The 23,728-nt window shown below is 42.6% G+C and carries 27 protein-coding genes; 9 read left to right on the top strand and 18 right to left on the bottom strand.

What is annotated here, in order from left to right; translation table 11 throughout:
• Positions 1 to 37 precede the first annotated feature (37 nt).
• The gene (gene ribF, locus FTU80_RS05800) at positions 38 to 1,039 is read right to left on the bottom strand and encodes a riboflavin biosynthesis protein RibF (protein WP_180009565.1); all 1,002 of its coding nucleotides are present in this window, start codon (positions 1,037 to 1,039) and stop codon (positions 38 to 40) included.
• 208 nt (positions 1,040 to 1,247) lie between these two features.
• On the opposite strand from ribF, the gene FTU80_RS05795 reads away from it, so the two are divergent.
• From FTU80_RS05795 to FTU80_RS05785, 3 genes are all read left to right on the top strand, one after another.
• A complete protein-coding gene (locus tag FTU80_RS05795) occupies positions 1,248 to 2,384 on the top strand; it encodes a TDT family transporter (RefSeq protein ID WP_180084478.1) in 1,137 nt (378 codons plus the stop codon).
• A 272-nt stretch (positions 2,385 to 2,656) separates the two neighbouring features.
• Positions 2,657 to 3,733 (top strand): aromatic ring-hydroxylating dioxygenase subunit alpha, encoded by a 1,077-nt coding sequence (locus FTU80_RS05790; protein WP_078193281.1) that lies wholly within the window; start codon positions 2,657 to 2,659, stop codon positions 3,731 to 3,733.
• Between the two features lie 117 nt (positions 3,734 to 3,850).
• Positions 3,851 to 4,417, top strand: a complete 567-nt coding sequence (locus FTU80_RS05785) for a 5'-nucleosidase (RefSeq protein ID WP_078190650.1) — start codon at positions 3,851 to 3,853, stop codon at positions 4,415 to 4,417.
• Between the two features lie 69 nt (positions 4,418 to 4,486).
• Here the strand turns inward: FTU80_RS05785 and FTU80_RS05780 are convergent, their stop codons facing one another.
• The 14 genes from FTU80_RS05780 to ubiG form a co-directional block, all read right to left on the bottom strand.
• Positions 4,487 to 5,107 (bottom strand): TetR/AcrR family transcriptional regulator, encoded by a 621-nt coding sequence (locus FTU80_RS05780; protein ID WP_078190649.1) that lies wholly within the window; start codon positions 5,105 to 5,107, stop codon positions 4,487 to 4,489.
• A gap of 347 nt (positions 5,108 to 5,454) precedes the next feature.
• Positions 5,455 to 6,261, bottom strand: coding sequence for an ABC transporter ATP-binding protein (locus FTU80_RS05775; RefSeq protein WP_180084477.1), 807 nt, complete (start codon positions 6,259 to 6,261; stop codon positions 5,455 to 5,457).
• A 10-nt stretch (positions 6,262 to 6,271) separates the two neighbouring features.
• Positions 6,272 to 7,087 (bottom strand): aliphatic sulfonate ABC transporter permease SsuC, encoded by an 816-nt coding sequence (ssuC, locus tag FTU80_RS05770; protein WP_180084476.1) that lies wholly within the window; start codon positions 7,085 to 7,087, stop codon positions 6,272 to 6,274.
• Positions 7,087 to 8,262, bottom strand: a complete 1,176-nt coding sequence (gene ssuD / locus FTU80_RS05765) for an FMNH2-dependent alkanesulfonate monooxygenase (protein WP_180084475.1) — start codon at positions 8,260 to 8,262, stop codon at positions 7,087 to 7,089. Before ssuD ends, ssuC begins: the two co-directional genes overlap by 1 nt.
• Positions 8,263 to 8,295: 33 nt before the next feature.
• Positions 8,296 to 9,285 carry an aliphatic sulfonate ABC transporter substrate-binding protein gene (locus FTU80_RS05760; RefSeq protein ID WP_180084474.1) on the bottom strand — a complete coding sequence of 330 codons (990 nt, stop codon included), beginning with the start codon at positions 9,283 to 9,285 and terminating at the stop codon, positions 8,296 to 8,298.
• A gap of 26 nt (positions 9,286 to 9,311) precedes the next feature.
• Positions 9,312 to 10,274, bottom strand: a complete 963-nt coding sequence (locus FTU80_RS05755; RefSeq protein WP_180084473.1) for a sulfonate ABC transporter substrate-binding protein — start codon at positions 10,272 to 10,274, stop codon at positions 9,312 to 9,314.
• A gap of 338 nt (positions 10,275 to 10,612) precedes the next feature.
• Complete coding sequence (gene argA, locus FTU80_RS05750) at positions 10,613 to 11,965, bottom strand: amino-acid N-acetyltransferase (protein WP_180084472.1); 1,353 nt, start codon at positions 11,963 to 11,965, stop codon at positions 10,613 to 10,615.
• Positions 11,966 to 12,096: 131 nt separating this feature from the next.
• Entirely contained in the window at positions 12,097 to 12,507 is a 411-nt protein-coding gene (locus FTU80_RS05745) for an RcnB family protein (RefSeq protein WP_180084471.1), read from the bottom strand.
• Between the two features lie 241 nt (positions 12,508 to 12,748).
• Positions 12,749 to 13,159, bottom strand: coding sequence for an RcnB family protein (locus FTU80_RS05740; RefSeq protein WP_180008591.1), 411 nt, complete (start codon positions 13,157 to 13,159; stop codon positions 12,749 to 12,751).
• A gap of 309 nt (positions 13,160 to 13,468) precedes the next feature.
• Complete coding sequence (locus tag FTU80_RS05735) at positions 13,469 to 13,624, bottom strand: hypothetical protein (RefSeq protein ID WP_180063058.1); 156 nt, start codon at positions 13,622 to 13,624, stop codon at positions 13,469 to 13,471.
• A gap of 213 nt (positions 13,625 to 13,837) precedes the next feature.
• On the bottom strand, positions 13,838 to 14,257 hold the full coding sequence (locus tag FTU80_RS05730) for a hypothetical protein (RefSeq protein ID WP_180084470.1): 420 nt from the start codon (positions 14,255 to 14,257) through the stop codon (positions 13,838 to 13,840).
• Between the two features lie 170 nt (positions 14,258 to 14,427).
• Entirely contained in the window at positions 14,428 to 15,177 is a 750-nt protein-coding gene (locus FTU80_RS05725) for a YciK family oxidoreductase (protein WP_078190639.1), read from the bottom strand.
• Between the two features lie 36 nt (positions 15,178 to 15,213).
• Positions 15,214 to 15,912, bottom strand: coding sequence for an HAD family hydrolase (locus FTU80_RS05720; protein ID WP_180084469.1), 699 nt, complete (start codon positions 15,910 to 15,912; stop codon positions 15,214 to 15,216).
• Positions 15,912 to 16,622, bottom strand: coding sequence for a bifunctional 2-polyprenyl-6-hydroxyphenol methylase/3-demethylubiquinol 3-O-methyltransferase UbiG (gene ubiG / locus FTU80_RS05715; protein ID WP_078190637.1), 711 nt, complete (start codon positions 16,620 to 16,622; stop codon positions 15,912 to 15,914). Before ubiG ends, FTU80_RS05720 begins: the two co-directional genes overlap by 1 nt.
• A gap of 182 nt (positions 16,623 to 16,804) precedes the next feature.
• On the opposite strand from ubiG, the gene FTU80_RS05710 reads away from it, so the two are divergent.
• Entirely contained in the window at positions 16,805 to 17,422 is a 618-nt protein-coding gene (locus FTU80_RS05710; RefSeq protein ID WP_078193271.1) for a thiol:disulfide interchange protein DsbA/DsbL, read from the top strand.
• Between the two features lie 60 nt (positions 17,423 to 17,482).
• Here the strand turns inward: FTU80_RS05710 and FTU80_RS05705 are convergent, their stop codons facing one another.
• Entirely contained in the window at positions 17,483 to 18,160 is a 678-nt protein-coding gene (locus FTU80_RS05705) for a TetR family transcriptional regulator (RefSeq protein ID WP_180084468.1), read from the bottom strand.
• Positions 18,161 to 18,336: 176 nt separating this feature from the next.
• Here FTU80_RS05705 and rph point away from each other — a divergent pair, with 176 nt between their 5' ends.
• Together rph and FTU80_RS05695 are read left to right on the top strand one after the other, a co-directional pair.
• Positions 18,337 to 19,053 carry a ribonuclease PH gene (gene rph, locus FTU80_RS05700; RefSeq protein ID WP_111885099.1) on the top strand — a complete coding sequence of 239 codons (717 nt, stop codon included), beginning with the start codon at positions 18,337 to 18,339 and terminating at the stop codon, positions 19,051 to 19,053.
• 150 nt (positions 19,054 to 19,203) lie between these two features.
• Complete coding sequence (locus FTU80_RS05695; RefSeq protein WP_180084467.1) at positions 19,204 to 19,443, top strand: hypothetical protein; 240 nt, start codon at positions 19,204 to 19,206, stop codon at positions 19,441 to 19,443.
• Positions 19,444 to 19,515: 72 nt separating this feature from the next.
• On the opposite strand, the gene nadC is transcribed toward FTU80_RS05695, so the two are convergent.
• Positions 19,516 to 20,361: a carboxylating nicotinate-nucleotide diphosphorylase gene (gene nadC / locus FTU80_RS05690; protein WP_180008603.1), complete on the bottom strand. Its 846-nt coding sequence runs from the start codon at positions 20,359 to 20,361 to the stop codon at positions 19,516 to 19,518.
• Positions 20,362 to 20,559: 198 nt separating this feature from the next.
• On the opposite strand from nadC, the gene ampD reads away from it, so the two are divergent.
• Together ampD and murJ are read left to right on the top strand one after the other, a co-directional pair.
• A complete protein-coding gene (ampD, locus tag FTU80_RS05685; RefSeq protein ID WP_180084466.1) occupies positions 20,560 to 21,132 on the top strand; it encodes a 1,6-anhydro-N-acetylmuramyl-L-alanine amidase AmpD in 573 nt (190 codons plus the stop codon).
• 86 nt (positions 21,133 to 21,218) lie between these two features.
• The gene (murJ, locus tag FTU80_RS05680; protein WP_180084465.1) at positions 21,219 to 22,760 is read left to right on the top strand and encodes a murein biosynthesis integral membrane protein MurJ; all 1,542 of its coding nucleotides are present in this window, start codon (positions 21,219 to 21,221) and stop codon (positions 22,758 to 22,760) included.
• A gap of 163 nt (positions 22,761 to 22,923) precedes the next feature.
• On the opposite strand, the gene FTU80_RS05675 is transcribed toward murJ, so the two are convergent.
• Entirely contained in the window at positions 22,924 to 23,082 is a 159-nt protein-coding gene (locus FTU80_RS05675) for a DUF1328 domain-containing protein (RefSeq protein ID WP_005006601.1), read from the bottom strand.
• A 167-nt stretch (positions 23,083 to 23,249) separates the two neighbouring features.
• Here FTU80_RS05675 and FTU80_RS05670 point away from each other — a divergent pair, with 167 nt between their 5' ends.
• Entirely contained in the window at positions 23,250 to 23,702 is a 453-nt protein-coding gene (locus tag FTU80_RS05670) for a YcgN family cysteine cluster protein (protein ID WP_180024689.1), read from the top strand.
• Positions 23,703 to 23,728 lie beyond the last annotated feature (26 nt).

Here is a 23,728-nt window from a genome sequence, read left to right as displayed (position 1 = left end):
CCGTTGACTGACGCGTTTTACAATAAATAATCGGGGTTTAAAAGGGGAAATGAGGGTGCTGACCTCGAAACTCAAGGAGCTTTTCGACGTCGTCATCAATTCCTGCTTTCAATGCTTCAAGCGAAGGGTAGTCCTTTTCGCCATGTAAAAAGTTCAAGAACGTCACCCGCATTAACAGGCCATACAGATTAGCAGAAACATCAGGAAAATGTACTTCTAATCGCCATTCAGGATGTTCCTGTTTAATCGCGGGACGCGTACCAACATGCCCTGCACCAAACAGGGCAGAGGGTGCATAACCTGCAACCCCTAATTTGTCAGCATTTTCGCTTTTTACTTTATCTGTTAAAGATTCGGTTTCACAAATGACATCGACTGCATAAATGCCATTTAAACAAGGTTTATGACGGTTTAAACGCACATTAATGGTAGGAAAATTAATCGTGCGACCGATTTGATCGCCATATTGCACACGACCGGTGATGCTATAAGGACGACCTAAAAGTTTTGCGGCATGGGCAAGGTCACCTGCTTGTAAAGTCTGACGAACCAGTGTCGAACTGACACGTTCGCCATCGACTTCGACATTCTGCAGGGCTGTGACTTGGAAGCCGTATTGGCGTAAAAATTCGCTATTGCCTTGACGGTTTTTGCCAAAGTGATGATCTTCGCCCAAAACTAAACTTTGTGTATTGAGTTTATTTTTTAAAATATCGGCAAATTCTTCGGCGCTGAGATTACGAAAGGCATTGTCAAATTTCGCCACCACAATATAGTCGACGCCCAGTCCAGTTAAATATTCGACTTTTTCACGTAGTGAACTGATTCGAGGCGGTGCATCATAAGCTTTAAAGAATTCAAGCGGTTGTGGCTCAAAAATCATCACAGCTGTTTTTAAGTTTTGTTGCTGTGCTATGTCTTTGAGCTGGCTGACCATCGCTTGATGACCCAAATGTACGCCATCAAAATTGCCAATGGTCACGGCAGTTTTGGGGAGTTCTAAGTGGGGCGCTAAAGCATTCAGACGGAGCAGCTTCATGGGCGAATCAATTGTTGAAAATGTTTGAGGGCTATATATTGCCATAATCTTCTGCGTTCGTCTTGTTGTTGTGTTTTTACTCAAGTTTTTTTATGCAGAGATGAATTTATTATCAGTAAAATAAATTATAAAAATAAATATTAATCAATTTTTCTTATTTAATGGTGTGCTTAAACTATAGACATTCCATTTTGATGAGCATCATGCGATGAAAATGCCATTTTATCAACTCCAGCATAAACAAGACTTGATTCGTCATTTCACCCCAAACTGGTTTACGGTGGTGATGGGCACAGGTGTGGTGGCCCTCATTTTACCATCTATACCGTTGGCGCCGCAGTGGATGTGGTCCATCGGAGCAGGGTTGTGGCAGATCAGTATCGTGTTGTTCATATTGTTTAGTGGCATGTATCTCAGCCGATGGATCTTATACCCACAAGAAGCCAAGCAGATTTTCCAACATCCGGTGATGAGTTTATTTCTTGGGGCAATCCCCATGGCACTGGCAACCCTGATTAATGGCGCATTGAAATTTGGCACCACGCTGTACACTGAATTTTTGGGCGTGAGCATCATCACTTGGGCTGAATATTTATGGTATGTCGATGTGTTGATGGCAATTGCGATTGCATGGTGTGTCCCATTTCTGATGTTTAGTCGTCAGCAACATGCGCTGCAAGGCATGACCGCAGTATGGTTATTGCCGATAGTGGCTTGCGAGGTGGCTGCCAGTTCAGGCGGTTTATTGTTGGCGCATTTACCTGCACAGGCCCATGCTGTCCATATTTTGCTGGGGAGTTATTTGCTTTGGGGGATCTCAGTATTTCCAGCATTTGCCATCTTAAGCATTTTGTTGCTGCGTCTGGCTTTACATCAATTACCAAGCAAGGATATGGCGATCAGCAGTTGGTTGGCCTTAGGACCGATTGGGACAGGGGCTTTAGCGCTGTTACTTTTGGGAGAGCAAGCCCCGCGTATTTTGATAGCGGTAGACTTGGCTGATTTAGGACAGGTGTTGCTTCAAGGCGGCGTGTTTGCAGCCCTTGTTCTGCTCGGATTTGGTATATGGTGGTTCGGAATCGCCATACTCATCACGCTAAAACATTTGCGAGATTTACCCTTTAATCTCGGGTGGTGGGCGATGACATTTCCATTCGGCGTTTTTAGTTTGGCGGTCATCCATTTGGTGGAACATACGCAATTAAATGCTATCCAACAGTGCGGCACCTTTTTTGCAGTTTTGCTCTGTGCGCTTTGGTTATTGGTGATGCTGAAAACCATACAAGGGTTTTATCGCGGTAGCTTATTTTTTTCTCCGTGTTTAAAAGCGTATTTTGATGCTTAGCGCGCATCTTAAATGATGTCGGGTGAATGTAAATCCGTTGAAGAAAACTATAGCGCGTTGGCTTTGACGGATTTCAGCAAACAAATATAGAGCTTGTGCAAGCGTGTGATGCAGTTACGTTATTTTGCTATCCAAGCAAAACATTCATGTATAAAATTTGCGCGTATTTTCGAGAGATCAACTGGCTTCGAGATATAAACTTGCTTGTAGTAGTAGGTGCTAGAGCAAGGCTTATGGATTAAAACAAAAAAGATAAAAATAAGGATCGAATTATGTGTAATCAAACCAGTTTTTGGGATGATGCCAAAGGATTATTAGAAGAATGGTACGTTGCTTGTACCTCTAAAGAACTCAAAAAAGATCAACCTTTTTCAGCCACCCTGTATGGTAAAAAAATTGTCCTGTTCCGACAAAAAGATGGAACAGCCGCTGCATTGCTCGATCAATGTGTGCATCGTGGTGTGCCTTTGTCTCAGGGTAAAATGACTGATGGCTGTGTGACATGTCCATATCATGGTTGGTCGTATCAGGGTGATGGCCATGTGGCGCATATTCCCAGTGTCAATGGACAATTTTTTCCAGAAAAACCGCATCCTTTTAAACAGCGTAGTTTTGATGTGTGTGAGCAAGATGGGGTGGTATGGATTTATCTCGGTGAAAAGCCCAAACAGGAACGCCCAGAAATATTTAAATTACCGTTTTATGATCAAGCTGGCTGGGTCAGTTATTACATGGTCGGCAGTTATGATGGCGAGATGGGCGCTGTTGCACAGAATATTATGGATGTGACTCATACCATATTTGTGCATGAAGGCTGGTTTCGTTCAGAGTCGGGAAAAGCCGTGGATGCCACCATAGATGTGGGGCCGCGCAAAGTAGTCGTTGACTACCATGACCATGATGCAGATGTTGGCATGATGCCATGGCTGACCAATCCGCATGGTGCTGAACAGGTTCACCGCGACAGTTTTATCGCACCGAATATTACCTTGGTGGAATACCATTGGGGAGAGCCGTCGGGTATGGTGTTTAATAGTCTGATTAGCCCTGTGGGGCCGTATGAGTCACGGGTTTATACCTGTGTCAGTTATAAATTTCCGATTCCAAAATTGTTGTCTAAGGCATTGATGCCGGCTGTGAATGCCTATACTTGGGTGGTCAACAAACAAGACATTAAAATTTTGTCAGCGCGAAGAGCTGGGATCGAGCATATGCCAATGACCCATTCGCATAGTGTACGAGGGGATATGGCGCATATTGCCTTAGAGAAGATTTTAGATGCCTTACGTCATGACCAACAATTGGCACCGTCATTTATTGGCAAACGTCCGATGCAATTTCAAATTTGATAACATTCAAATCTGCGTGAGGAATTTATTTTCTGAGCAATGTGATTTTTGAAGATGATTTTTTCTGCGCACGTGCAAATGTATGCTATATGAAGGCATCAATTTGAGGAGACCGCTATGCGTCAGCAAATCGCTTTAATTATGGCACTGCCGAGTGAATCTAAAGGCTTATTTGAAGCTGCAGGCATTGAAGTGCATTACAGTGGTATTGGTAAAGTCAATGCCGCATTTAAAGCCTTTGATGTGATTCAAAAAACCGGATGTCATACTTTGCTGAATTTGGGCACTGCGGGAAGTTCACATTTTGATGCACATGCTTTGGTTGAAGTAGCTCAATTTGTACAACGGGATATGGATGTATCGCCTTTGGGTTTTGATGTGGGGGTGACGCCGATGGATACCGATCATCCTGCTGAAATTCAGCCAGAGAGCATGTTTAGCCATTTGCCTAAAGGAATTTGTGGTACAGGCGACAGCTTTGAAACTGGGCTGCCGAAAGTACCGTGTAATCTTGTCGATATGGAAGGCTACGCAATCGCTAAAGTATGTAAAAAACTGGGTGTTCGCTTTGTGTCGGTAAAATATATTACCGATGGTGCGAATGACACAGCACATCTGGATTGGGAAGAAAATTTATTATTCGGCGCAAAGAAATTATTGGAATTATATCAAACAGTAAAATAAGGCATTCAGCTAATTTCGGTCGGCGACCATAGAATGCTATGGTCGTATGCCAATTCGACCCAATTCAATTTACTTTTCTGGGCGTGGAATTACACCGTAAAGCATCATATGAACGGTATGTTGAATAATCCGTTGTTGCATACTGCGATTACGTAAAGTTTTTCCAGTGACCATTTCCATTTGGGTTGCAAAGTCAGCATAGTTTTGCGTAATTGCCCAAATGTTCAGAATTAAAAGTTCTGGATCAATATCTTTTGAAATTTTGCCTTGCTCTTGCCAGTTGCTAATGACTTTGGCTTTGCGTTTCACTAATTTTTTTAGTGGGCCTTTTAAAATTTCAAGAATGTGTGGTGCGCCCTGAATGACTTCAAGTGCGAACAAACGTGAGGCTTTCGGTTGCGTACGTGATACTTCAATTTTCTGCAATAGATAATTGGTGATTGCTTCTTCAGGCTCAAGGTCTGCTTCCAACATTTGTAGCGGAGCAAGCCACTTTTGTAGAACCGTTGTCAGAACTTCAACATAAAGCGCTTCTTTATTTTCATAGTAATAGAAAATATTCGATTTATGCATTTCTGCAATCTGTGCGATCTCATCCAAGCTGGCGCCATTGAAGCCATACAGGGAAAAGACATCCAGTGCTGCATTAAGCAACTGGTGGCGTTTCTGGGTACTCTTTTTTTGTTCCATTAGCTCTTTTAAGAAAATGAAAAGGGAATATTGAATTGTACGGCAAATCAACAGATTTGTGCACAATCATCGTTTTTAATTTTATGAATTTTGGCAGTTTATTCTGTTCAACGGTCAAATAAATACGACGAATGCCATAATATTTCAAATAATCATTTTAGGGTGAAATTTAAATAAATCATTATTTTTAGTTATGGGTTTATATGATTTGTCGTAATTTTTGTGATGTATTTGTCAACAGGCGATAAATCTACCCTCAATGCTAAACATGGTTTTGTTGCGATATTGTTCTTGAATAGTACAGGAAGTCACACGGTTTAAGTGATGATTTCCTGCACAAGTACAGCTTAAGTGGCCAAGACCGCTTGTAAGACTTGTTGTTCAAGTTCAGTAAATTCAATGCCTTTTTTTCGTGGGCGGGGCAAATCGACACTAAATTCTTTGGCAATATGGCCTTTATCGAGCAAGATTATACGGTCTGCCAACTGCACGGCTTCACTTACATCATGCGTGACCAAAATCGCGGTAAACCCTTGTTCAGTCCAGAGTTTTTCAATCAAATTCTGCATATCTAAACGTGTTAAGGCATCGAGCGCACCCAGTGGTTCATCTAGCAGCAAAATGCGTGGTTTATGTGACAAAGCACGTGCCAGTGCCGTACGTTGACGTTGCCCCCCTGATAGCTGTGTTGGCCAAAGCCCCGCTTTGTCTTTTAAACCGACTTTTTCGAGGAGTGCTGTGGCATTGGCATGTTGGTCTTTACTTAAACCGAGTTGCACATTTTTTTTAATGCTGCGCCAAGGCAGGAGGCGAGGGTCTTGGAACATCACACGAATATCATCACTGGTGATGCCTTCACGAATATGACGAGCAGACTTAAATTTAATTTCGCCATAACTCGGTTTTTCTAAGTCGGCGATGAGGCGAAGCAGGGTACTTTTACCACAGCCACTACGACCGACAATCGCCAAGAATTCACCGGGTTGAATATGCAGGTCAAGGTCTTCAAGGACTTTAACATCGCCATAAAATTTGTGTAGTTGTTCGATCAGGATCTCTGCGCCCAACACCGCATGGGGGTTGATATCCTCGACAGAAGAACGCTGAGGTTGGGTTGAGTCGTCTACATGACGGCTTATACTTAAATCGGTCATCATATGCTCCTTATTTTTGGTAACCCGAGTGCCAACGGAGTAAATATTTTTCTAAGGTAACAGCCAGTACATCGGCCAATTTACCGAGTAGGGCATACAATAAAATCCCGACCAAGACGATGTCGGTTTGCAGGAATTCGCGTGCATTCATGGTCATATAACCGATGCCGGCTTGTGCAGAAATGGTTTCTGCCACAATCAACAGAACCCAAACGAGACCGAGTGAAAAACGCAGACCAACTAAAATAGACGGCATCGCCCCCGGTAGAATGATTTCTTTATACAGTTGCCAGCCACTCAAACCGTAGCTTTTGCCCATTTCAATCAGTTGAGGATCTACAGAGCGAATACCATGATAGGTATTGATATAAATGGGAAAGAATACGCCAATAGCGACTAAAAAAAGCTTGGCCGATTCATCGATCCCAAACCATAAAATCACCAATGGAATCAGAGCAAGAGCAGGAATATTACGGATCATTTGCAGCGTGGTATCGAGTAACGTCGATGCTGTTTTGGATGAACCATTTAGCAGCCCTAAAAAAAGACCTAATCCACCCCCAACTAAAAGCCCAACTAAAGCACGACCCGCACTGATTTGGACATGCTTCCACAGTTCACCACTGATCAGTAAGTTCCAAAAGGCCACCACCACCGCACTTGGCGCAGGCAAAATACGACTTTCTAACAGCCCTGTAACAGAGGCAATTTGCCATACAATAATTAATGCAATAGGAAACAACCAAGGCAGCAAACGCTGCCCGAGTTGTGTTCCACGTGAAACCTTCGGTGCTTTGAAGGTTTCAACAGAAACAGTTTTGGACATTAGGCCGGCTCCTGAATCTTTTTAGCTTTTTTATTTTCATCTGGGGTGTAGTTGTTCGCGACGATCTCACCAAATGGGCCTGTTAAGTTAGGTTGAACCAATTTCTGACGCGTTTCCAATGGCAATAGTGGGAACACCAATTCTGCGAAACGGATCGACTCTTCAAGGTGTGGGTAACCAGAGAAAATAAAGGTGCTAATTCCTAGATCAGCATATTCTTGGATACGTGCGGCTACCGTTTCAGGATCACCAACGAGTGCCGTACCTGCACCACCACGAACCAGGCCAACACCCGCCCATAAGTTTGGCGATACTTCTAATTTGCTACGGTCGCCGTTGTGCAGTTCAGCCATACGGCGTTGACCAACAGAGTCCATGGTTTTGAACTTGGCTTGCGCGGCTGCAATGGTGGCATCGTCGACATATTGGATCAGTTCTTCAGCTGCTTTCCATGCCTCTTCATTGGTTTCGCGCACAATGACATGTAAACGAATGCCATAATTCAGTTCACGTCCTTTGGCTTTGGCTTTTTCACGCACCACTGCAATTTTTTCTTTTACCGCAGCAGGTGGCTCACCCCAAGTTAAATAGGTGTCAACTTGATCTGTCGCGAGTTCAACAGCAGCTTCTGACGAACCGCCAAACCATAGTGGTGGATAAGGTTTTTGTACCGGTGGATAGAGTAATTTGGCGTCGTCTACACTCAAACGTTCGCCATGGAAGGTATAGCTTTCACCAGTATGTGAACGGGTTAAAATTTCACGCCAAATTGTGGTGTATTCCGCGGCAGTTTGGTAACGCGTTGCGTGATCTTCATAGACACCATCACCCTTGAGTTCTTGCTCATCACCGCCTGTAACTAAATTCAGTAAGATACGACCGCCAGATAAACGGTCAAATGTTGCAGCCATACGTGCAGTCAGTGCAGGCGTTGTCACTCCTGGGCGTAGCGCGACTAGAAATTTTAGATTTTTAGTGGCATCAATCAAGCTTGCAGCTGTAAGCCATGGATCTTCACATGAACGACCTGTCGGAATCAGAACGCCTTCATAGCCAAGATTATCCACCGCTACTGCAATTTGCTTCATGTAGGCATGATCGACTTGGCGTGCACCTTTACTTGTTCCTAAGTAGCGACTGTCACCGTGGGTAGGGATAAACCAGAAAATTTTCATGTTCAGTTCCTTGTATTTTTGATGGCTCGGGTATCAATGTGATGAAGGTGTCCAAACTTGCTTTTGGACTTGAATGTTGTTTGGAATCAGTTGGACTTGTTTAAATAAGTCCGCAATATTTTGCTGTGCTTGTATGACCTCAGGTGTCAGTGAGCGCACAGGAGAGGGTTTTGATCGGCGAGAAAAGGCTTGCGCAGCAATATTCTTTTGCAGCCCAGTGCTGTTTTGATAAATCTCTAAAGCCACATTTTGGTTCTTCACAATCCACTGATCGGAAGCGTCTAGGGCCTTTAAAAATTTAGCTGGGGCATCAGGGTGTGCTTGAACGACTTTTGGATTTGCCACATAAAATGAATAGGTTTTTGGAAAATCACCGGATTGAATCAGCACTTTAGCTTGAGCATCCAACTCCGCTGCAGATAAAAACGGGTCCCAAATGGCCCATGCATCAATTGATTTTTTATCAAATGCGGCCCGTGCATCTGCTGGTGGAATCCAAATTGGTTGGATATCGCTCCAAGTCAAACCGGCTTTTTCTAAAGTTTTGGCTAATAACTCATGCGCACTCGAGCCTTTTTGTACAGCAACGCGTTTGCCACGTAATTCTTGAATGGTTTTGATTGAGCTATCCGCTGGAATCACGACAGCGAGCGATTGTTCAGGCACCACTTCATAGCCAATATAATTCAGGTCTTTATTGGCAGCTTGGGCAAAAATAGGCGGGGTGTTGCCGACATAGCCATAATCCACCGCACCGACCGCAAGGGCTTCTAACATTTGTGGGCCAGCAGGGAACTCCTTCCACTCAATTTGAGCGCCGGGAAATTGTTGTTCAAAGAGCTTTTGTTCACGGGCAACCAGCAAATTTAGGGCTGATTTTTGAAAACCAATAACCAAGGTTTTTACGGCTGTTTCAGTTGGTTTTTCACGATCCTGCTGTGCTGTTTCTTGTTTTTGGCAGGCACTGAGTCCAAGGCCCAAAGTGGCTAAAGTCAGTATGGAAAATGTTCTTAGAATACGCATGGCATCGCCCTTATGCTGTAGTCGGCTTATTTGATAATGGCCGACTCAATATTTAATTTATTTGGAATTAATTTTTCGTTATAAAACGCATTAGCGACTTGCTGCTGCTCTTGCGCCACTTGTGTAGTAATCGGCGTCACTTGATTGCCTAAGCGTGAAATTGATGTTTTAAGCACATCTAGACCTAAGCCTGTTTTGCCTTCGAGTAACTTGGCCGCTTCATCTTGATTTTTTGAGACCCATTGCGTGGTCAAATTCAACTCATTCACCACAGCTTGCAGGACTTTTGGATTTTCCTGAGCAAATTTACGATCGGCCAAATAGAACTGGTAGTTCTTCACCAAGTTTTCGCCATTGGCAATGGTGCGAGCATTAAGTTGATGCTCAGCGGCAGAAAGGAACGGATCCCAAATTACCCACGCATCGACTGCACCTTTTTCAAAGGCAGCTCGTGCATCGGCAGGTGGTAAATACACGACATTGATGTCGCTAAACTTAAGTTGATTGGCTTCCAACAGCTTGAGTAAGAGGTAATGCACGTTTGAGCCTTTGTTTAAGGCCACGCGTTTACCTTTTAAATCCTGAATACTGTGAATAGCCGAATCTTTTTGCACAATTAATGCTTCAGCTTTTGGAACAGCAGGTTGGTTGGCAATGTAAACCAAGTCGGTTTGAGCGGCTTGTGCAAAGATAGGTGGTGCTTCACCGACTTCACCAAATGACACGCTGCCTACATTCAGGCCTTCAAGCAACTGTGGACCAGCAGGAAATTCGACCCATTTGATATTTACACCTTGGCTTTTTAAGGCTGTTTCTAAGGTTCCGCGTTCTTTTAAAATTGGCAATAAGCCATATTTTTGGAAGCCGATATTTAAGGTGACATTTTCTTCAGCCTCTTTTTTGCCACAGCCCGACATCATCATGCCACCCACAACCGCTGTAGACAGTACAAGTGTTTTTGTCCAAAGTTTTGCTTTGTGAGTACGCATGTGTTGCTCCTATAAAGGCCTAAAGTTGCAGAACTGTTGATTTATGAACACATAAGCTAAAGAGTTTTCTTTTTCGAAAAAAATAAGAAAACTTAAATTTAAAATCAGGAAAAAAGATAAATAAAAATCAGCAAAACTTATGAAAAATTATGATTTTAGAAAAACATATAATGTGCAGAGGTATTATTTTAAGTTGTTGAAATTATTTTATTTATTATGGTTATTTAAATGGCAGATATAGTTATTCTGTGGCTTGCAAAGTGATTGAAGGGTTATGCCAAGGGATTCGGCATAACCTTATGCAAAATAATGCTATTCAGCGCATAAAAAAAGCCACTTTAAAGTGACTTTTTACAAACCAATGAGTTTCTTTGATAGTTATATAAGGCCTGACGGGCATTCGGTAAGTCATCGACACTGACTTGTTCAAAACCTTGTTCAAGGAACCAATGCGCTGTTCGTGTGGTCAAAATAAACAATTGTTCGATACCTAAATCTCGCGCTTTTTCTTCTAAATAATGCAAAATTTGGCTACCGCGATTTGATTTTCGATACCCTGGATGCACAGCTACGCACGCGATTTCAGCAGAGCGTTTTTCATTCCCTGTGACAGGAATCGGGTATAACGCAGCGCAGGCCAAAATCGTACCGTCACGTTCAATCACTGCAAATTGTCCAATTTCATTTTCCAGACGTTCGCGTGAGCGATAAACCAAGATACCTTCTTGTTCGAGAGGACGTAAGAGATTGATTAAGCCGCCAACATCTTGAATATCGGCAGTACGCACTTCTTCATAATGCGCATCAGTGATCATGGTGCCAGAACCGTCACGCGTGAACAATTCTTCGATCAATGCGCCATCATAAGCATAGGAAATGAGATGAACACGGTGTACGCCTTGAAGGGAAGCATCTTTGGCAACGCTTAAATGCAGGGCTATGTCGGGGTTAGAATCTTGATATTGCAAAATATGCTGATCAAGTTGATGAGGCGTAATTTCGCGTTGTAGCTGCCCATGTTCATTGTGCAAACCATGTTGTTTGCCCAAGAAAATCAACTTATCCGCTTTTAAGCTGATGGCGGTTTTGGTCGCAACTTCTTCAGCCAATAAATTAAACACTTCACCTGTCGTGGAATAACCTGTTGGCCCAAGCACCACAATATTTTGGCTCTCTAAATGACGTTGAATCGCATCGATATCGACGGAACGAACTTCACCAGACAGTTGAAAATCGATACCGTCACGAATGCCATACGGTTTTGCCGTGACCAAATTGCCTGAGACCACATCAATACGCGCGCCGTACATCGGTGAGTTGGCTAAACCCATAGACAGGAGGGCTTCAATTTGCAGACGAATGGAACCGACGGCATTCATCACCGCAGGTAAGGATTCGCGAGTGGTGATGCGACGGTGATGATGAAATGGTGTCTTGATGCCGCTGCTTTGTAAATTATGATTGATTTGCGGACGAGCACCATGCACCAAAATTAGATGAATACCAAGTGAGTGTAATAAGGCAATATCATGAATAATGTGTTGAAAATTTTCATGTTGCAGCGCTTCACCATCAAACATGATGACAAAGGTTTTGTTGCGATGCGCATTAATATAGGGTGCAGAATGACGGAACCAATGCACATACTGTAAGGTTGTGCTGGAAGATGGTTCAGTGATATTCGTTTGCATGCCTATGCCTGTTTATTCGCTCTGTTATGGATGATTCTAAACAAAAACAGATGACAGCGGAAAGCAAATATAAAAAAACACCTGAACAGTGTTCAGGTGTTGGGAAAGGGACTCAAGAGATCGTTGAATGATTAGCCATTCTTAATTCGAATGATGCGATCGGTACGATCATTGACTAGCACGTAATCACCATTGATTTTGTACCATTGTTGATAACGACCGGTGTTCGGTAAGCGGCGTGCTTCACGATCACTCACTTTGTAGCGGCTTGAGTCGAAATAACGTGGAAAGCTTTGACCGACACGCCAATCACGGCTTGGGTTTACACGACGAAAGTCATTACGGTCGTAGCGATTATTGTCATAACGGTTGTTGTTATTCCAATTGCTCGGACGGTGGTCATTGTTCCAACGGTTATCTTGATGTTGGTATGACGGATGGTAACGGCGGTCATCTTGACGATGGTCTGGTGCAGCGATTGCTGCTGTCGTTGCCATTAAAGCCGATACTGAAAGAACTAAAGTCGATACGATTTTGTTCATGGGACACCTCTATACATTTCTAATCTGTTTTTCGATGATTCAAAATTAGCGAGAAAGTTCAGAGAAAGCGTGGGGGTAATATAGTTGAATTGTGAAATGTATGGAGGAAATTTGAAGGTGTGCAAATGACCTGAAAGCTAGGCAGCATCAGGCTTTTCGGTTAAATGTTGAAAAACCTCATAAAAAAACCCAGAGTTAATCTGGGCTTTAAAAAATATGGCGAAATTTAATTCAAAATGGCTTACATACCTAAAATTTTCAGAATACTGTTACTATCTGAGTTGACCAATATGTAGTCATTATTGATTTTATACCATTGCTGATTACGCGATGGTTTAGGTAAGTTATGGTCTTTATAATCGACTTTATAACCATTACCACGATAATGCTGTGGCATCACATAGCCCGTTTGCCATTTATGTTGTTGCAAACGTTTGACTCCACGTTGTTCACGCATACGGCGTCGATCTTCAAGATCGTCATCGTCCTGATAACCACGGAAATCACGATCTTTTTTCATTTGACCATATGCATTGCCGCGTGGGCCATCAAAGCCACGTTCATCGTTCTTGAAGTGAGGCGCTGCAGACGTGATGCTGCTTGCTATTAAAGCACTGAAAGAAAGAGCCAAAATTGGCAAAATCTTTTTCATGTTCAACCCTCATGAGTAATTTATCTTCAATATCACTACTGTACGCATTAAATGCAGAGAAACTGTGAAGAAAGATGAATATTTCTTTAAATAAAACGAAGAGATTGCGGATATTATGCGATAAATTTGGCGCCGAGAACAATCTTTCCATCTTGAAAACGATGGCCCGATAAAGCGTGCTTTTATCCTTGCAATTCAGCTTTGATCAAATTTGAGGTCTATTTTAAGCAAGATCAAAAATGCCCATCAAGTCTTGATGGGCAAATAGGGTAGAGATACTGGACTGAAAACGGTGGGTAAATTCGGGTTTTAGTACCACTGCTCATTGAGGCATTGGAGTGAATAAATCGCTTGAGCGACAGATTCAGCTTGCTCGGCATCGTCCATTGCAGAGATCAAATTTTCAGTCAGTTGTAAGTTTTCAATTGAACGAATGGTTTCAATTTTACGTTTTTGATCAGCCATTTGGGTCTCCTTGCCGTCGGTCTATGTCATGCTCAGCAGTCTATGCTTTTATTTTTAATATGAAAAACCGAATATTATTATAAAATTGATTTAAAAATACGATTAATGAGGGGTGGTGAAACTGTCTGTTGATCAAAGCTTGTTAAATTTCAAGGAAAAAAAAAGGGCATCATATGGCCCTTTTTAAACATAAATTTTTCACTTGGAACGTACTTAGTATGCGTATTTCAGGTCGGTATAGTCCGTTAATGATTTTTGAATATGAGCTTGGATAAATTCATTAATATCTTCAGGTGTCATTGCTGCACCTTGTTTGGTAATCACATGCTCAAACGGCGCTTGATCTTGCGCAATGATGCGATAAACAAAGTTAGTGATCACTTGATAGCCTGCTTCTTGCTTTTGAATGCAAGTGACATAGAAATAGGCATGTTCAAAGTTTAAGTCAGTATGCGAAAAAATAAATTGTTCAAATAATTTTGCATTTTGACCGGCATCTAAGCCTTTTAAATCGTCCACGATACTCGGGTCGAATTTCATGCCATATTTTGCTGAAATGGGTTGACCATCGACCAGTAGGTTAACCATGCCATCCTCAGTTGGAGTCACTGTAATATTGCTAAAGTCAGACATGTATCAATCCAATGTTTTTAAAGAATGCCCCAAGTATCGGCAAATTTGCTAAAAACTCAAGTCGACTTTCGCGTGGACACCGCGAAATCAGTCGATTGCTGAAGCCTTGTAAGCATTCGATACATAAAAAAAGGAAGCTCGCGCTTCCTTTTTTAAATCGGCTTTGGGGCCTATTCATCTTGAGCATCAATGCTGGCACCGGTTAAATGCAAGCTGTCATCACCCATCAAATATAAATACGCAGGCATGATGCTTTCAGGCGTAGGCAAAGTTTTTGGATCTTCGTCTGGATACGCCTTTGCACGCATGGCAGTACGTGTCGCACCGGGATTAATGCAGTTAAAACGAATATTGGGATGCTCATTTTCTTTGGCGAACAATGTGCTCACGGCTTCAATGGCAATTTTTGAGACTGAGTACGCGCCCCAACGTTCACGGGCTTCACGCCCCACACCTGAACTGGCAAAGACTACTGAGGCATGCTCAGATTTTTGCAGTAGGGGCATCAGCTCTTGAGTCAGTACAAAGGGCGCACGAAGGTTCACCGCCATGACATCATCCCAAACATCCACAGGATAATGTTCTAGTTCAGTTCGCTCACCCAAAATCCCTGCATTATGCAAAATGCCGTCTAGGCGACCAAATTGCTTTTCTAAGGTGTCGACCAATAGCTCATAGTCACGAGGAGAGGCACTAGACAGTTGTAGCGGTAAAATCGCCGGTTGGGGGGCACCCAATCCTTCAATTTCATCGTAAATCACTTCTAGTTTATTCAGTGTGCGTCCATGTAAAACCACGGTTGCGCCATGTAAGGCATAGCTGAGGGCAGCCGCACGCCCAATACCATCGCCCGCACCTGTAATCAGGATAATGCGATCTTTGAGCAGATCGGGGCGAGGTTGATATTCTGAATATTTCATCCGTACCTCCTCGTTTTATTGTGTTGTGTTCTATCGTTATAAAGTCGCTGTGTTGAGCGTTTTCGGTTTGATGACCAAATCATGAATGACTTCATGCAATTCAGCAACAGTCTTCACTATACAATCTGCATGCCAAGCTGTTAAGTCATCTTTGTGTTGTAAAGGTAAATAGCCATAAGCCGCAAGAATTGTGTACATCTGCGCATTACGACCGGCATCGATATCACGTGGATGATCACCGACATAGATACAGTCTTGAGCATCTAGATGAATGTGCTTGGCTGCTAAATACATCGGCTCTGGGTCTGGCTTGGTTTTACTGACATCGTCTGGGCAAACCAATACCGAGCAGCGCTCAGTCAAATTCAACGCTTTGAGCAACGCTTCACTGAGTGAACGCGGCTTATTGGTGACAATACCCCACGGAATTTGATACTGTTCAAGTTCATCGAGTAGCGGATACATGCCTTCAAATAGGTCTGTATCGACGGCTATATCAGCACCATACAGATCTAGAAAGCGTTGACGATGTGTCAGAAAGACAGGATCTTCAACGTCTAACTCTGGATAGACCAGTTTGACCATCGCACGCGCGCCTTCAGATACTTGTACACGAATGTCTTCTGCACTGACCACCGCAATGCCTTTGTCACGGCACATGTCTTGAATAATACGAATAAAATCAGCCGCGGTATCAATCAGTGTACCGTCAAGATCAAAGAGTACAGCTTTCATTAGGCTTCTTTCACCGTATGAACCATATAGTTCACATCCACATTGGGTGCGAGCCAATAACGTTTGGTGATCGGGTTATAATGTAAACCAGTCATATCTTTGAGTTTTAACTCGGCTTGACGAATATCATGAGCTAATTCTGAAGGTTTAATAAACTTGGAATAATCATGTGTGCCTTTCGCCAACATGCGTAAAACATATTCCGCACCAATAATCGCAAACAAATAGGCTTTAGGATTACGGTTAATGGTCGAGAAGAATACATGACCACCCGGTTTTACCAGTTTTTGACACGCTAAAATAATTGATGCTGGATCAGGTACATGTTCGAGCATTTCCATACAGGTAACGACGTCATATTGACCTGCTTGTTCTTCTGCCAATTGCTCTACAGGCACTTGGCGATATTCAATATTTTGCACATTTTCTTGTTCGGCATGTAGGCGTGCAACATTTAATGGCGCTTCGCCCATGTCGATACCCAATACTTGCGCGCCACGACGTGCCATGCTTTCAGCTAAAATACCGCCGCCACAGCCTACATCTAATACTTTCTTGCCAGTGATACCATTTGAATGCTCATCAATCCAGTTCAAACGCAGGGGATTAATCATGTGCAAAGGGCGGAACTCAGAATGCTGATCCCACCATATGGCTGCGAAAGCTTCAAATTTGGCAATTTCTTGTGGATCAACATTCAATTGCGACATCGGTTGCACCTCAATCAAGTCTTTATATTTTAGAAAAAAGTTTATGGGAGTTAGTGTAGCGCGTCCTGAAAAAAAAGCGATAAAAGCCTTAAAAAAGTTCACAGAATGAAAACGAAATCGACAGATTTGATTTATAGTGTTGCCATAAACTAATCATAATGATTTTGAGGACGATAAGTTCAATGAAAAAATTCCTTTTAGGCACGATTACAACAGCTATTTTGGCTTTTTCCGGCAGTGCGATGGCAGCACAATTTGTCGCGGGGACTGATTACACGGTTATTCCAAAACCGATTAAAGTCGAACGTCCGGGTAAAATCGAAGTCCGTGAGTTCTTTTGGTATGGCTGCCCACATTGTTTTACATTAGAACCGCATATGCAAACGTGGTTAAAGCAATTGCCTAAAGATGTACGTTTTGTCCGTACACCTGCAGCAATGAATCCACTTTGGGAACAAGGCGCGCGTGCTTACTATGCATCGGAAGCACTGGGTGTTCGTCAAAAAGCACATTTACAATTGTTCCATGACATTCATGTGGGTCAAAAAAATATCTTAGAACAAGGCGCATTTGCTAAGTTCTACACCCGTTATGGTGTTCCTGAAGCGAAATTTAACAGCACATTTAAATCATTTGCTGTGTCTTCAAAAATTGCTCAAGCGAAAAACTTAGCGGCTCAATATCAATTGAGCGGCGTGCCTGCGATTACCGTCAATGGTAAATACATCGTACAAGGTGAAGATGCACGTACCGTTGAAATCGTGAAATTCCTTGTTGATAAAGAACGCAAAGCGAAATAACAGATGTCATAAAAAAGCCGCACTCGATGCGGCTTTTTTTATGACGGTACATTTTGCGTTTTATGGCGATAAATTTTGTGGATCAGAGATTTGAGCCAAAGATCGATCCCAATGTAAGATGCCACGAAATAAGAGCTGAACTTGAGTCTGAGCTTGGCGGCGAAATAGTTTTAGCGCATCCGTACGTTGTGGAAGGTCAATATGTCGATGTAAGTCAATCCACTGCATTGCCCAACTTAAGGCCAATTCAAACAAAATTTGTCCCAATACTTTGAGGTCTTGTTCGGATTGAATATGTTGAGTCGCTTCAACTTGAGCCAGTGCATGGGCCAAATCGGTACTGAGAAAATTAAACTCACGTGTAATGGCTTGTCTTAAGGATGCTGAACCGCCCCAACGCTCTGCAATGAGAAACATCCATGCCTCAGGAAATTGCTCAACGGCATGAAATAAATAATCCAGACTCTGTCGTGTTCGTGCATCTGGTGCTTGAAAGCATTGCTGACTCAGTTGATTGAGAACATTGCGAAGGTGCAGGGCCATTTGGTCGACCAGTTCCAAACCGAGTTCGTCAATGTCTTGAAAATGGCGATAAAACGCAGCAGGAACCAAGCCGACATGACGGGAAATTTCGCGTAAGCTCAGACTGCTAAAAGAACGGCCTGTGGTACTTAATGCAAGAGCTGCATCAAGGATAGCTTTACGACTTTGTTGCTTACGTTCTTCCCGTATCGACATGCAATTCGTCCTGAATATTGCGTGGCTTCAGTCTAACAAATTTCCTGATGACGTACGACGGGCCTATCAAAACTTGGTTGAATGGATTTTGTAAATGCACACGAATGCGTCCCGAATCTGGCTGTACCTTCTGTTATAATGTACCGCAATCAATTTTGTCAGATTAAGGACTCATCATGCGTATCGACCAACGAGCATTAGATCAATTACGTGAAGTAAAAATTACCCGTAACTACACACGTTATGCGGAAGGTTCTGTATTGGTTGAATTTGGTCATACAAAAGTTCTTTGTACTGCAAGTGTCGACAACTCAGTGCCACGTTTCCTTAAAGGGAAAGGTCAAGGTTGGGTAACTGCGGAATACGGCATGCTTCCACGTTCTACACATACCCGTAGTGACCGTGAAGCAGCACGTGGTAAACAAAGTGGCCGTACACAAGAAATCCAACGTCTGATTGGTCGTAGCTTACGTGCCATGGTTGATTTGAAAAAATTGGGTGAAAATACAATTAGCATCGACTGTGATGTGATTCAAGCAGATGGCGGTACACGCACAGCATCGATCACAGGTGCAGCAGTTGCCTTGGTCGATGCGATGAATGTCTTGCTTGAAAATAAAAAAATCAAACAAGATCCGCTTAAAGGCTTAGTTGCAGCAGTTTCTGTAGGTATGTATCAAGATGAAGCATTACTTGATCTTTGCTATGAAGAAGATTCGAACTGCCAAACTGACTTAAATGTGGTCATGACACAAGCAGGTGAGTTCATTGAACTTCAAGGCACAGCTGAAGACAAACCATTTACGCGTGCACAGTGTAATGAAATGCTTGAATTGGCTGAAAAAGGCATTCAAGAATTGATCAAAAAACAACAAGAAGCTTTAGGCTGGTAAGTTGTTTGATTCAGTTTAAACTGAATAAAGAGCGCATCTTCGGATGCGTTTTTTTATGCGCTGAATATAGAAAATCCAACAAGAATCGGCTATTAAGTAGCGTGTCTTTGACCCAAATTAATAGGATCAGAATGCTTTGAAGGACTAAAAATGAAAAATTGGATGATGTATTTTTCTTTATTCAGCGTATTTTTGATCAGTGGTTGTGATTTTTTGGGGAATCAGGGTCAAGAGCGTGAAGGTGGTCGTTTATCTGAACAAAGTGAAAACTCAAAAGATCAGGACGATGATCAAGATGAGCGCGAGCAGCATGAAGACGATGCGGAGCATGAAAAGGACTCTGAACATGAAGATCAACGAGGTGCAAAACAACAGCAAGATGATGATTAAGTCATGCTAGAGGTTAAGCAGAAAAAAGGGTGCGACAGCACCCTTTATTTACGTTTAGAGTATGTCTAAAGCTTAGGCATTAAAGCGCATTGATAAATCAATCGCTGTGACATCTTTGGTAAGCACACCCATCGAAATATAATCGACCCCTGTCGTTGCCACTTCACGTAAATTTGCAATAGTGATATTGCCTGAGGCTTCAAGTTTGCAGCGACCATTCACATGTTTGACGGCATCAATCATTTGTTGCTGACTAAAGTTATCCAACATCACAATATCCGCACCTGCTTCCAACGCTTGGTTGAGTTCGTCCCAAGTTTCTACTTCAACTTCAACGGGTTTACCCGGAGCAATGGTATGCGCTTTAGCAATAGCTTGGCTAATGCCACCAGCAGCCATGATGTGGTTTTCTTTAATCAAAAAGGCATCAAATAAACCTAAGCGATGGTTTTGACCACCTCCGACAGCAACTGCATATTTCTGAGCAATACGTAGGCCTGGTAAGGTTTTACGGGTATCGAGTAAACGAGTATTCAAACCTTCCAGTTGTTGAACATATTCAGCTGTTTTAGTGGCTACAGCCGATAATGTTTGCACAAAATTCAGTGCAGGGCGTTCAACGGTTAATAGGCTACGTGCAGAACCTGCTAATTTTAAGAAAGCCTCACCTGCTGAGACACGTTCCCCATCATTTTTTAACCATGTGACTTGTACACTTGCATCAAAAGTTTGAATGAGCGCATTGACCCACGGTTGCCCTGCTAGCACCATATCTTCACGACTAATAATTGTTGCGGTCGCTTGTTCATCTTCTGGAGTTAACAGGGCTGTAATATCGCCTTCGCCAATATCTTCTTGTAGTGCGTGTTGAATATTGATTTGGATTGATTGTTCAAGCAAAGATTGCGATATGCTCATAAGAAGTTCCGTATCTTTTTAACCCAGGAAAATGTGCGCGTTATATTAGCATTGTTCCTTAAAAATGAGCGATTTTTAACTCCTTTCACAGACTTGAATTGAGATTTCAATGTGAAAGTTTTAGCATTAAAACTTTCAAGTAGGGCTCGGCGTTTTGATCTGCAGCATTGCAGGCCGGCTTAGACACAGGATTTTTTTATGTCACAAGCAACAACATTTCAGGTGCAGGATGGGCAATTGCTAGGTGCGCGTCAAGTTCCATCACCGAACTTTAATCAGCGTCCCGCAGATACCGAAATTCAGCTTGTCGTCATTCATAATATTAGTTTGCCACCTTCTCAGTTCGGCGGTGGTTATATCGAACAATTTTTCCAAAATCAGTTGGATTGGTCGAAACATCCCTATTTTCAAACTATTGAAGGGATGCAAGTATCGACACATTTATTGATCCTGCGCACAGGCGAAGTTCTACAGTTTGTCAATTTTAATGATCGAGCTTGGCATGCAGGTCGCTCAACCTATTTAGCACAAAAAGAATGTAATGATTATTCGATAGGCATTGAACTCGAAGGAAGTGATGATTTACCTTTTGAAGCTGCACAATATGCCGTGCTGACCGAGATCGTGGCGTGTTTACAACAGGCTTATCCTAAAATTCAACAACATATTGCAGGGCATTCAGATATTGCACCGGGACGTAAAACTGATCCGGGTCCATTTTTTGAGTGGAACGCTTTTCGTCAACAGCTACATCATTTTAAAAACAAATAAACAATACATACTGCGTTTAATAAACCAATGAAATTCCTTGACGAGTTTCATTACAATAGGCGCACTTTCAAAAGTGAGAAATACCGATGGCGCTTTGGCGTTCGACAGTCATTGTCAGTGCAATGACTATGTTGTCCCGTGTATTGGGACTGGTACGGGATATTGTCCTGTTAAATGTATTTGGTGCAGGTAAAGACTTCGATACCTTCGTGGTTGCCTTTCGTATTCCTAACTTTTTTAGGCGCTTATTCGCAGAAGGGGCATTTTCACAAGCCTTTATTCCTGTATTGACTGAATATAAAACCAGTCGAACCCATGCCGAAGTCCAGATTCTGATTAGCCGTGTTTTTGGCTGTTTAGGTCTGGTGATGACTAGTTTGACGTTCATCGCGATGGTGGCGGCACCTGCCATTATTTATATCTATGCACCGGGTTTCCATGGTGATGCAGACAAGTTTGCGTTAGCTACCGATATGTTCCGCCTAACGATTCCTTACTTACTGTTTATGTCTTTAACGGCATTTGCCAGCAGTATTTTGAATAGTTATGGCTCATTCAGTACACCTGCGTTCGCTCCAGTGTTACTCAATGTCGCGATGATTGCCGGTGCGCTGTGGTTAACCCCTTATATGGCTGAGTCAATTATGGCTTTGGGTTGGTCTGTTGTCGCGGCAGGATTCTTGCAATTGGCGATTCAGATTCCAGAGCTGTGGCGTAAAAAATTACTGATTCCACCGAAAGTTGACTTCAAACACGAAGGTGTTGATCGGATCATGAAGTTGATGCTGCCAGCACTGTTTGGTGTCTCAGTGACGCAGATCAACCTACTGTTGAACACCATTTGGGCGTCTTTCATGCAAGATGGTTCAGTATCATGGCTATATAGTGCTGAACGTATGACCGAATTGCCATTGGGCTTAATTGGTGTCGCGATAGGTACCGTAATTTTACCTTCGTTGTCTGCGCGTCATGCTGAACAAGATCAAGAAAAATTCCGTCGTATGATTGATTGGGCAGCTAAGGTCATTATCTTGGTGGGTGTGCCTGCAAGTATTGCGCTTTTCATGCTCTCTACACCTATTATTCAGGCCTTATTTGAACGTGGTCAATTTAGCTTTGAAGATACACAGATGACCGCATTGGCATTGCAATGTATGAGTGCCGGTGTGATTTCATTCATGCTCATTAAAGTGTTTGCACCAGGGTTTTATGCGCAACAAGATACCAAAACTCCAGTACGTGTAGGTTTAATGGCGGTCGCAGCCAATGCCATTCTTAATGTGGTGTTTATTGGATTCTTTAAACTGATTGATTGGCATGCTGAGCATATGGCTTTGGCATTGGCATCATCGGGTTCCGCTTTAGTGAATGCAGGGATGCTGTATTTCTATTTACATAAGCGCAATATTTTCCGTTTTGGGGCGCATTGGAAAAAGTTGGTGATTCAGTTTGCGATAGCCAATGCTGTGATGATTGCTGCTCTGTGGTACGGCTTAACATGGTACAACGGTGATGTATCTGCGTGGATGCGTGTCGCGGAAGTGATCATCTTATGTGTGATTGGTGTTGCTGCTTATGGTATCGCCTTAATTGCAACAGGCTTTAGACCACGTCATTTAAAACCATAAAGCTAAAACCATATAACGTAGTAAGTTTACGTGGATGTAAAAAAATAAGAGCTCATAGGCTCTTATTTTTTTCATTGACACTCAAGATGATAAAAACGTACGTTTCTTATCCATGAGTCTAAGGGGGGTAATTTGTAGTTTAAAACGACATACAATCCGTCGCCTAAACTTTTCCTCGAGAGAGGAAACCAACAATTGCGAGAATAACTGCAATAACCAAAAGAATAACAGCAAAGTCTTTGGATAAGCCTGCCACACCACCAAAACCTAGCAGACTCGCAATCAATGCAATTACAGCGAAAATAATAGCCCAGCGGAACATAGTTTTATCTCCATGTGATTTTTTATTCTGTATGCTCATTATAAGAGGCTAAAAAAACCTACTCTGTAGTCTTTTGTTTATTTAATGTTCAATATTCGGTAACTTAAACAAGGAATTAATGTGCAGGTTCAGTTAATATGCCTGCCACCTTTGTTGCGAGCGAGAAGATGACCGATACTCTACGCCCACATTTTTGGAAAAAGCATCCTTTGACTGAACTCAACCATTTGGAGTGGGAGTCACTCTGTGATGGTTGCGGGCTTTGCTGTTTAATTAAGCTTGAAGATGAAGATACTCATGAGGTTGCCTACACCAAAGTGGCATGCAAACTTTTAGATTGTGAAAAGGCATCTTGCTCCGATTATCCAAATCGTCAATCACATGTTCCAGACTGTATACAGCTGACGCCACATCAGATTCACCAATTTCATTGGCTACCACCGAGCTGTGCTTATCGTAGAATTTCTGAAGGTAAAGATTTACCACGTTGGCATCATCTAGTGACGGGAAATCGTGACAGTATTTTGAAAGCACGAAAGTCTGCCGCAGGGCGTTGCATCAGTGAAGAAGACGTCAACCCTGATGATATTGAAGATTATATTGTACGTTGGGTACGCTAAAGGACACAGATACGCTCAATTTTGGA

The organism is Acinetobacter sp. YH12145 (assembly GCF_013418335.1).
GTDB classification, from domain to species: Bacteria; Pseudomonadota; Gammaproteobacteria; order Pseudomonadales; family Moraxellaceae; genus Acinetobacter; species Acinetobacter amyesii.
The sequence above is the reverse complement of the archived record's forward strand: the minus strand, read 5'-3'. Positions and strand labels throughout refer to the sequence as shown.

What these genes read in the sequence shown, in the direction of transcription:
- ribF (WP_180009565.1), bottom strand. Translation starts at nt 1,039, where the DNA reads ATGAAGCTGCTCCGTCTGAATGCTTTAGCGCCCCACTTAGAACTCCCC.
- FTU80_RS05795 (WP_180084478.1), top strand. Translation starts at nt 1,248, where the DNA reads ATGAAAATGCCATTTTATCAACTCCAGCATAAACAAGACTTGATTCGT.
- FTU80_RS05790 (WP_078193281.1), top strand. Translation starts at nt 2,657, where the DNA reads ATGTGTAATCAAACCAGTTTTTGGGATGATGCCAAAGGATTATTAGAA.
- FTU80_RS05785 (WP_078190650.1), top strand. Translation starts at nt 3,851, where the DNA reads ATGCGTCAGCAAATCGCTTTAATTATGGCACTGCCGAGTGAATCTAAA.
- FTU80_RS05780 (WP_078190649.1), bottom strand. Translation starts at nt 5,107, where the DNA reads ATGGAACAAAAAAAGAGTACCCAGAAACGCCACCAGTTGCTTAATGCA.
- FTU80_RS05775 (WP_180084477.1), bottom strand. Translation starts at nt 6,261, where the DNA reads ATGACCGATTTAAGTATAAGCCGTCATGTAGACGACTCAACCCAACCT.
- ssuC (WP_180084476.1), bottom strand. Translation starts at nt 7,087, where the DNA reads ATGTCCAAAACTGTTTCTGTTGAAACCTTCAAAGCACCGAAGGTTTCA.
- ssuD (WP_180084475.1), bottom strand. Translation starts at nt 8,262, where the DNA reads ATGAAAATTTTCTGGTTTATCCCTACCCACGGTGACAGTCGCTACTTA.
- FTU80_RS05760 (WP_180084474.1), bottom strand. Translation starts at nt 9,285, where the DNA reads ATGCGTATTCTAAGAACATTTTCCATACTGACTTTAGCCACTTTGGGC.
- FTU80_RS05755 (WP_180084473.1), bottom strand. Translation starts at nt 10,274, where the DNA reads ATGCGTACTCACAAAGCAAAACTTTGGACAAAAACACTTGTACTGTCT.
- argA (WP_180084472.1), bottom strand. Translation starts at nt 11,965, where the DNA reads ATGCAAACGAATATCACTGAACCATCTTCCAGCACAACCTTACAGTAT.
- FTU80_RS05745 (WP_180084471.1), bottom strand. Translation starts at nt 12,507, where the DNA reads ATGAACAAAATCGTATCGACTTTAGTTCTTTCAGTATCGGCTTTAATG.
- FTU80_RS05740 (WP_180008591.1), bottom strand. Translation starts at nt 13,159, where the DNA reads ATGAAAAAGATTTTGCCAATTTTGGCTCTTTCTTTCAGTGCTTTAATA.
- FTU80_RS05735 (WP_180063058.1), bottom strand. Translation starts at nt 13,624, where the DNA reads ATGGCTGATCAAAAACGTAAAATTGAAACCATTCGTTCAATTGAAAAC.
- FTU80_RS05730 (WP_180084470.1), bottom strand. Translation starts at nt 14,257, where the DNA reads ATGTCTGACTTTAGCAATATTACAGTGACTCCAACTGAGGATGGCATG.
- FTU80_RS05725 (WP_078190639.1), bottom strand. Translation starts at nt 15,177, where the DNA reads ATGAAATATTCAGAATATCAACCTCGCCCCGATCTGCTCAAAGATCGC.
- FTU80_RS05720 (WP_180084469.1), bottom strand. Translation starts at nt 15,912, where the DNA reads ATGAAAGCTGTACTCTTTGATCTTGACGGTACACTGATTGATACCGCG.
- ubiG (WP_078190637.1), bottom strand. Translation starts at nt 16,622, where the DNA reads ATGTCGCAATTGAATGTTGATCCACAAGAAATTGCCAAATTTGAAGCT.
- FTU80_RS05710 (WP_078193271.1), top strand. Translation starts at nt 16,805, where the DNA reads ATGAAAAAATTCCTTTTAGGCACGATTACAACAGCTATTTTGGCTTTT.
- FTU80_RS05705 (WP_180084468.1), bottom strand. Translation starts at nt 18,160, where the DNA reads ATGTCGATACGGGAAGAACGTAAGCAACAAAGTCGTAAAGCTATCCTT.
- rph (WP_111885099.1), top strand. Translation starts at nt 18,337, where the DNA reads ATGCGTATCGACCAACGAGCATTAGATCAATTACGTGAAGTAAAAATT.
- FTU80_RS05695 (WP_180084467.1), top strand. Translation starts at nt 19,204, where the DNA reads ATGAAAAATTGGATGATGTATTTTTCTTTATTCAGCGTATTTTTGATC.
- nadC (WP_180008603.1), bottom strand. Translation starts at nt 20,361, where the DNA reads ATGAGCATATCGCAATCTTTGCTTGAACAATCAATCCAAATCAATATT.
- ampD (WP_180084466.1), top strand. Translation starts at nt 20,560, where the DNA reads ATGTCACAAGCAACAACATTTCAGGTGCAGGATGGGCAATTGCTAGGT.
- murJ (WP_180084465.1), top strand. Translation starts at nt 21,219, where the DNA reads ATGGCGCTTTGGCGTTCGACAGTCATTGTCAGTGCAATGACTATGTTG.
- FTU80_RS05675 (WP_005006601.1), bottom strand. Translation starts at nt 23,082, where the DNA reads ATGTTCCGCTGGGCTATTATTTTCGCTGTAATTGCATTGATTGCGAGT.
- FTU80_RS05670 (WP_180024689.1), top strand. Translation starts at nt 23,250, where the DNA reads ATGACCGATACTCTACGCCCACATTTTTGGAAAAAGCATCCTTTGACT.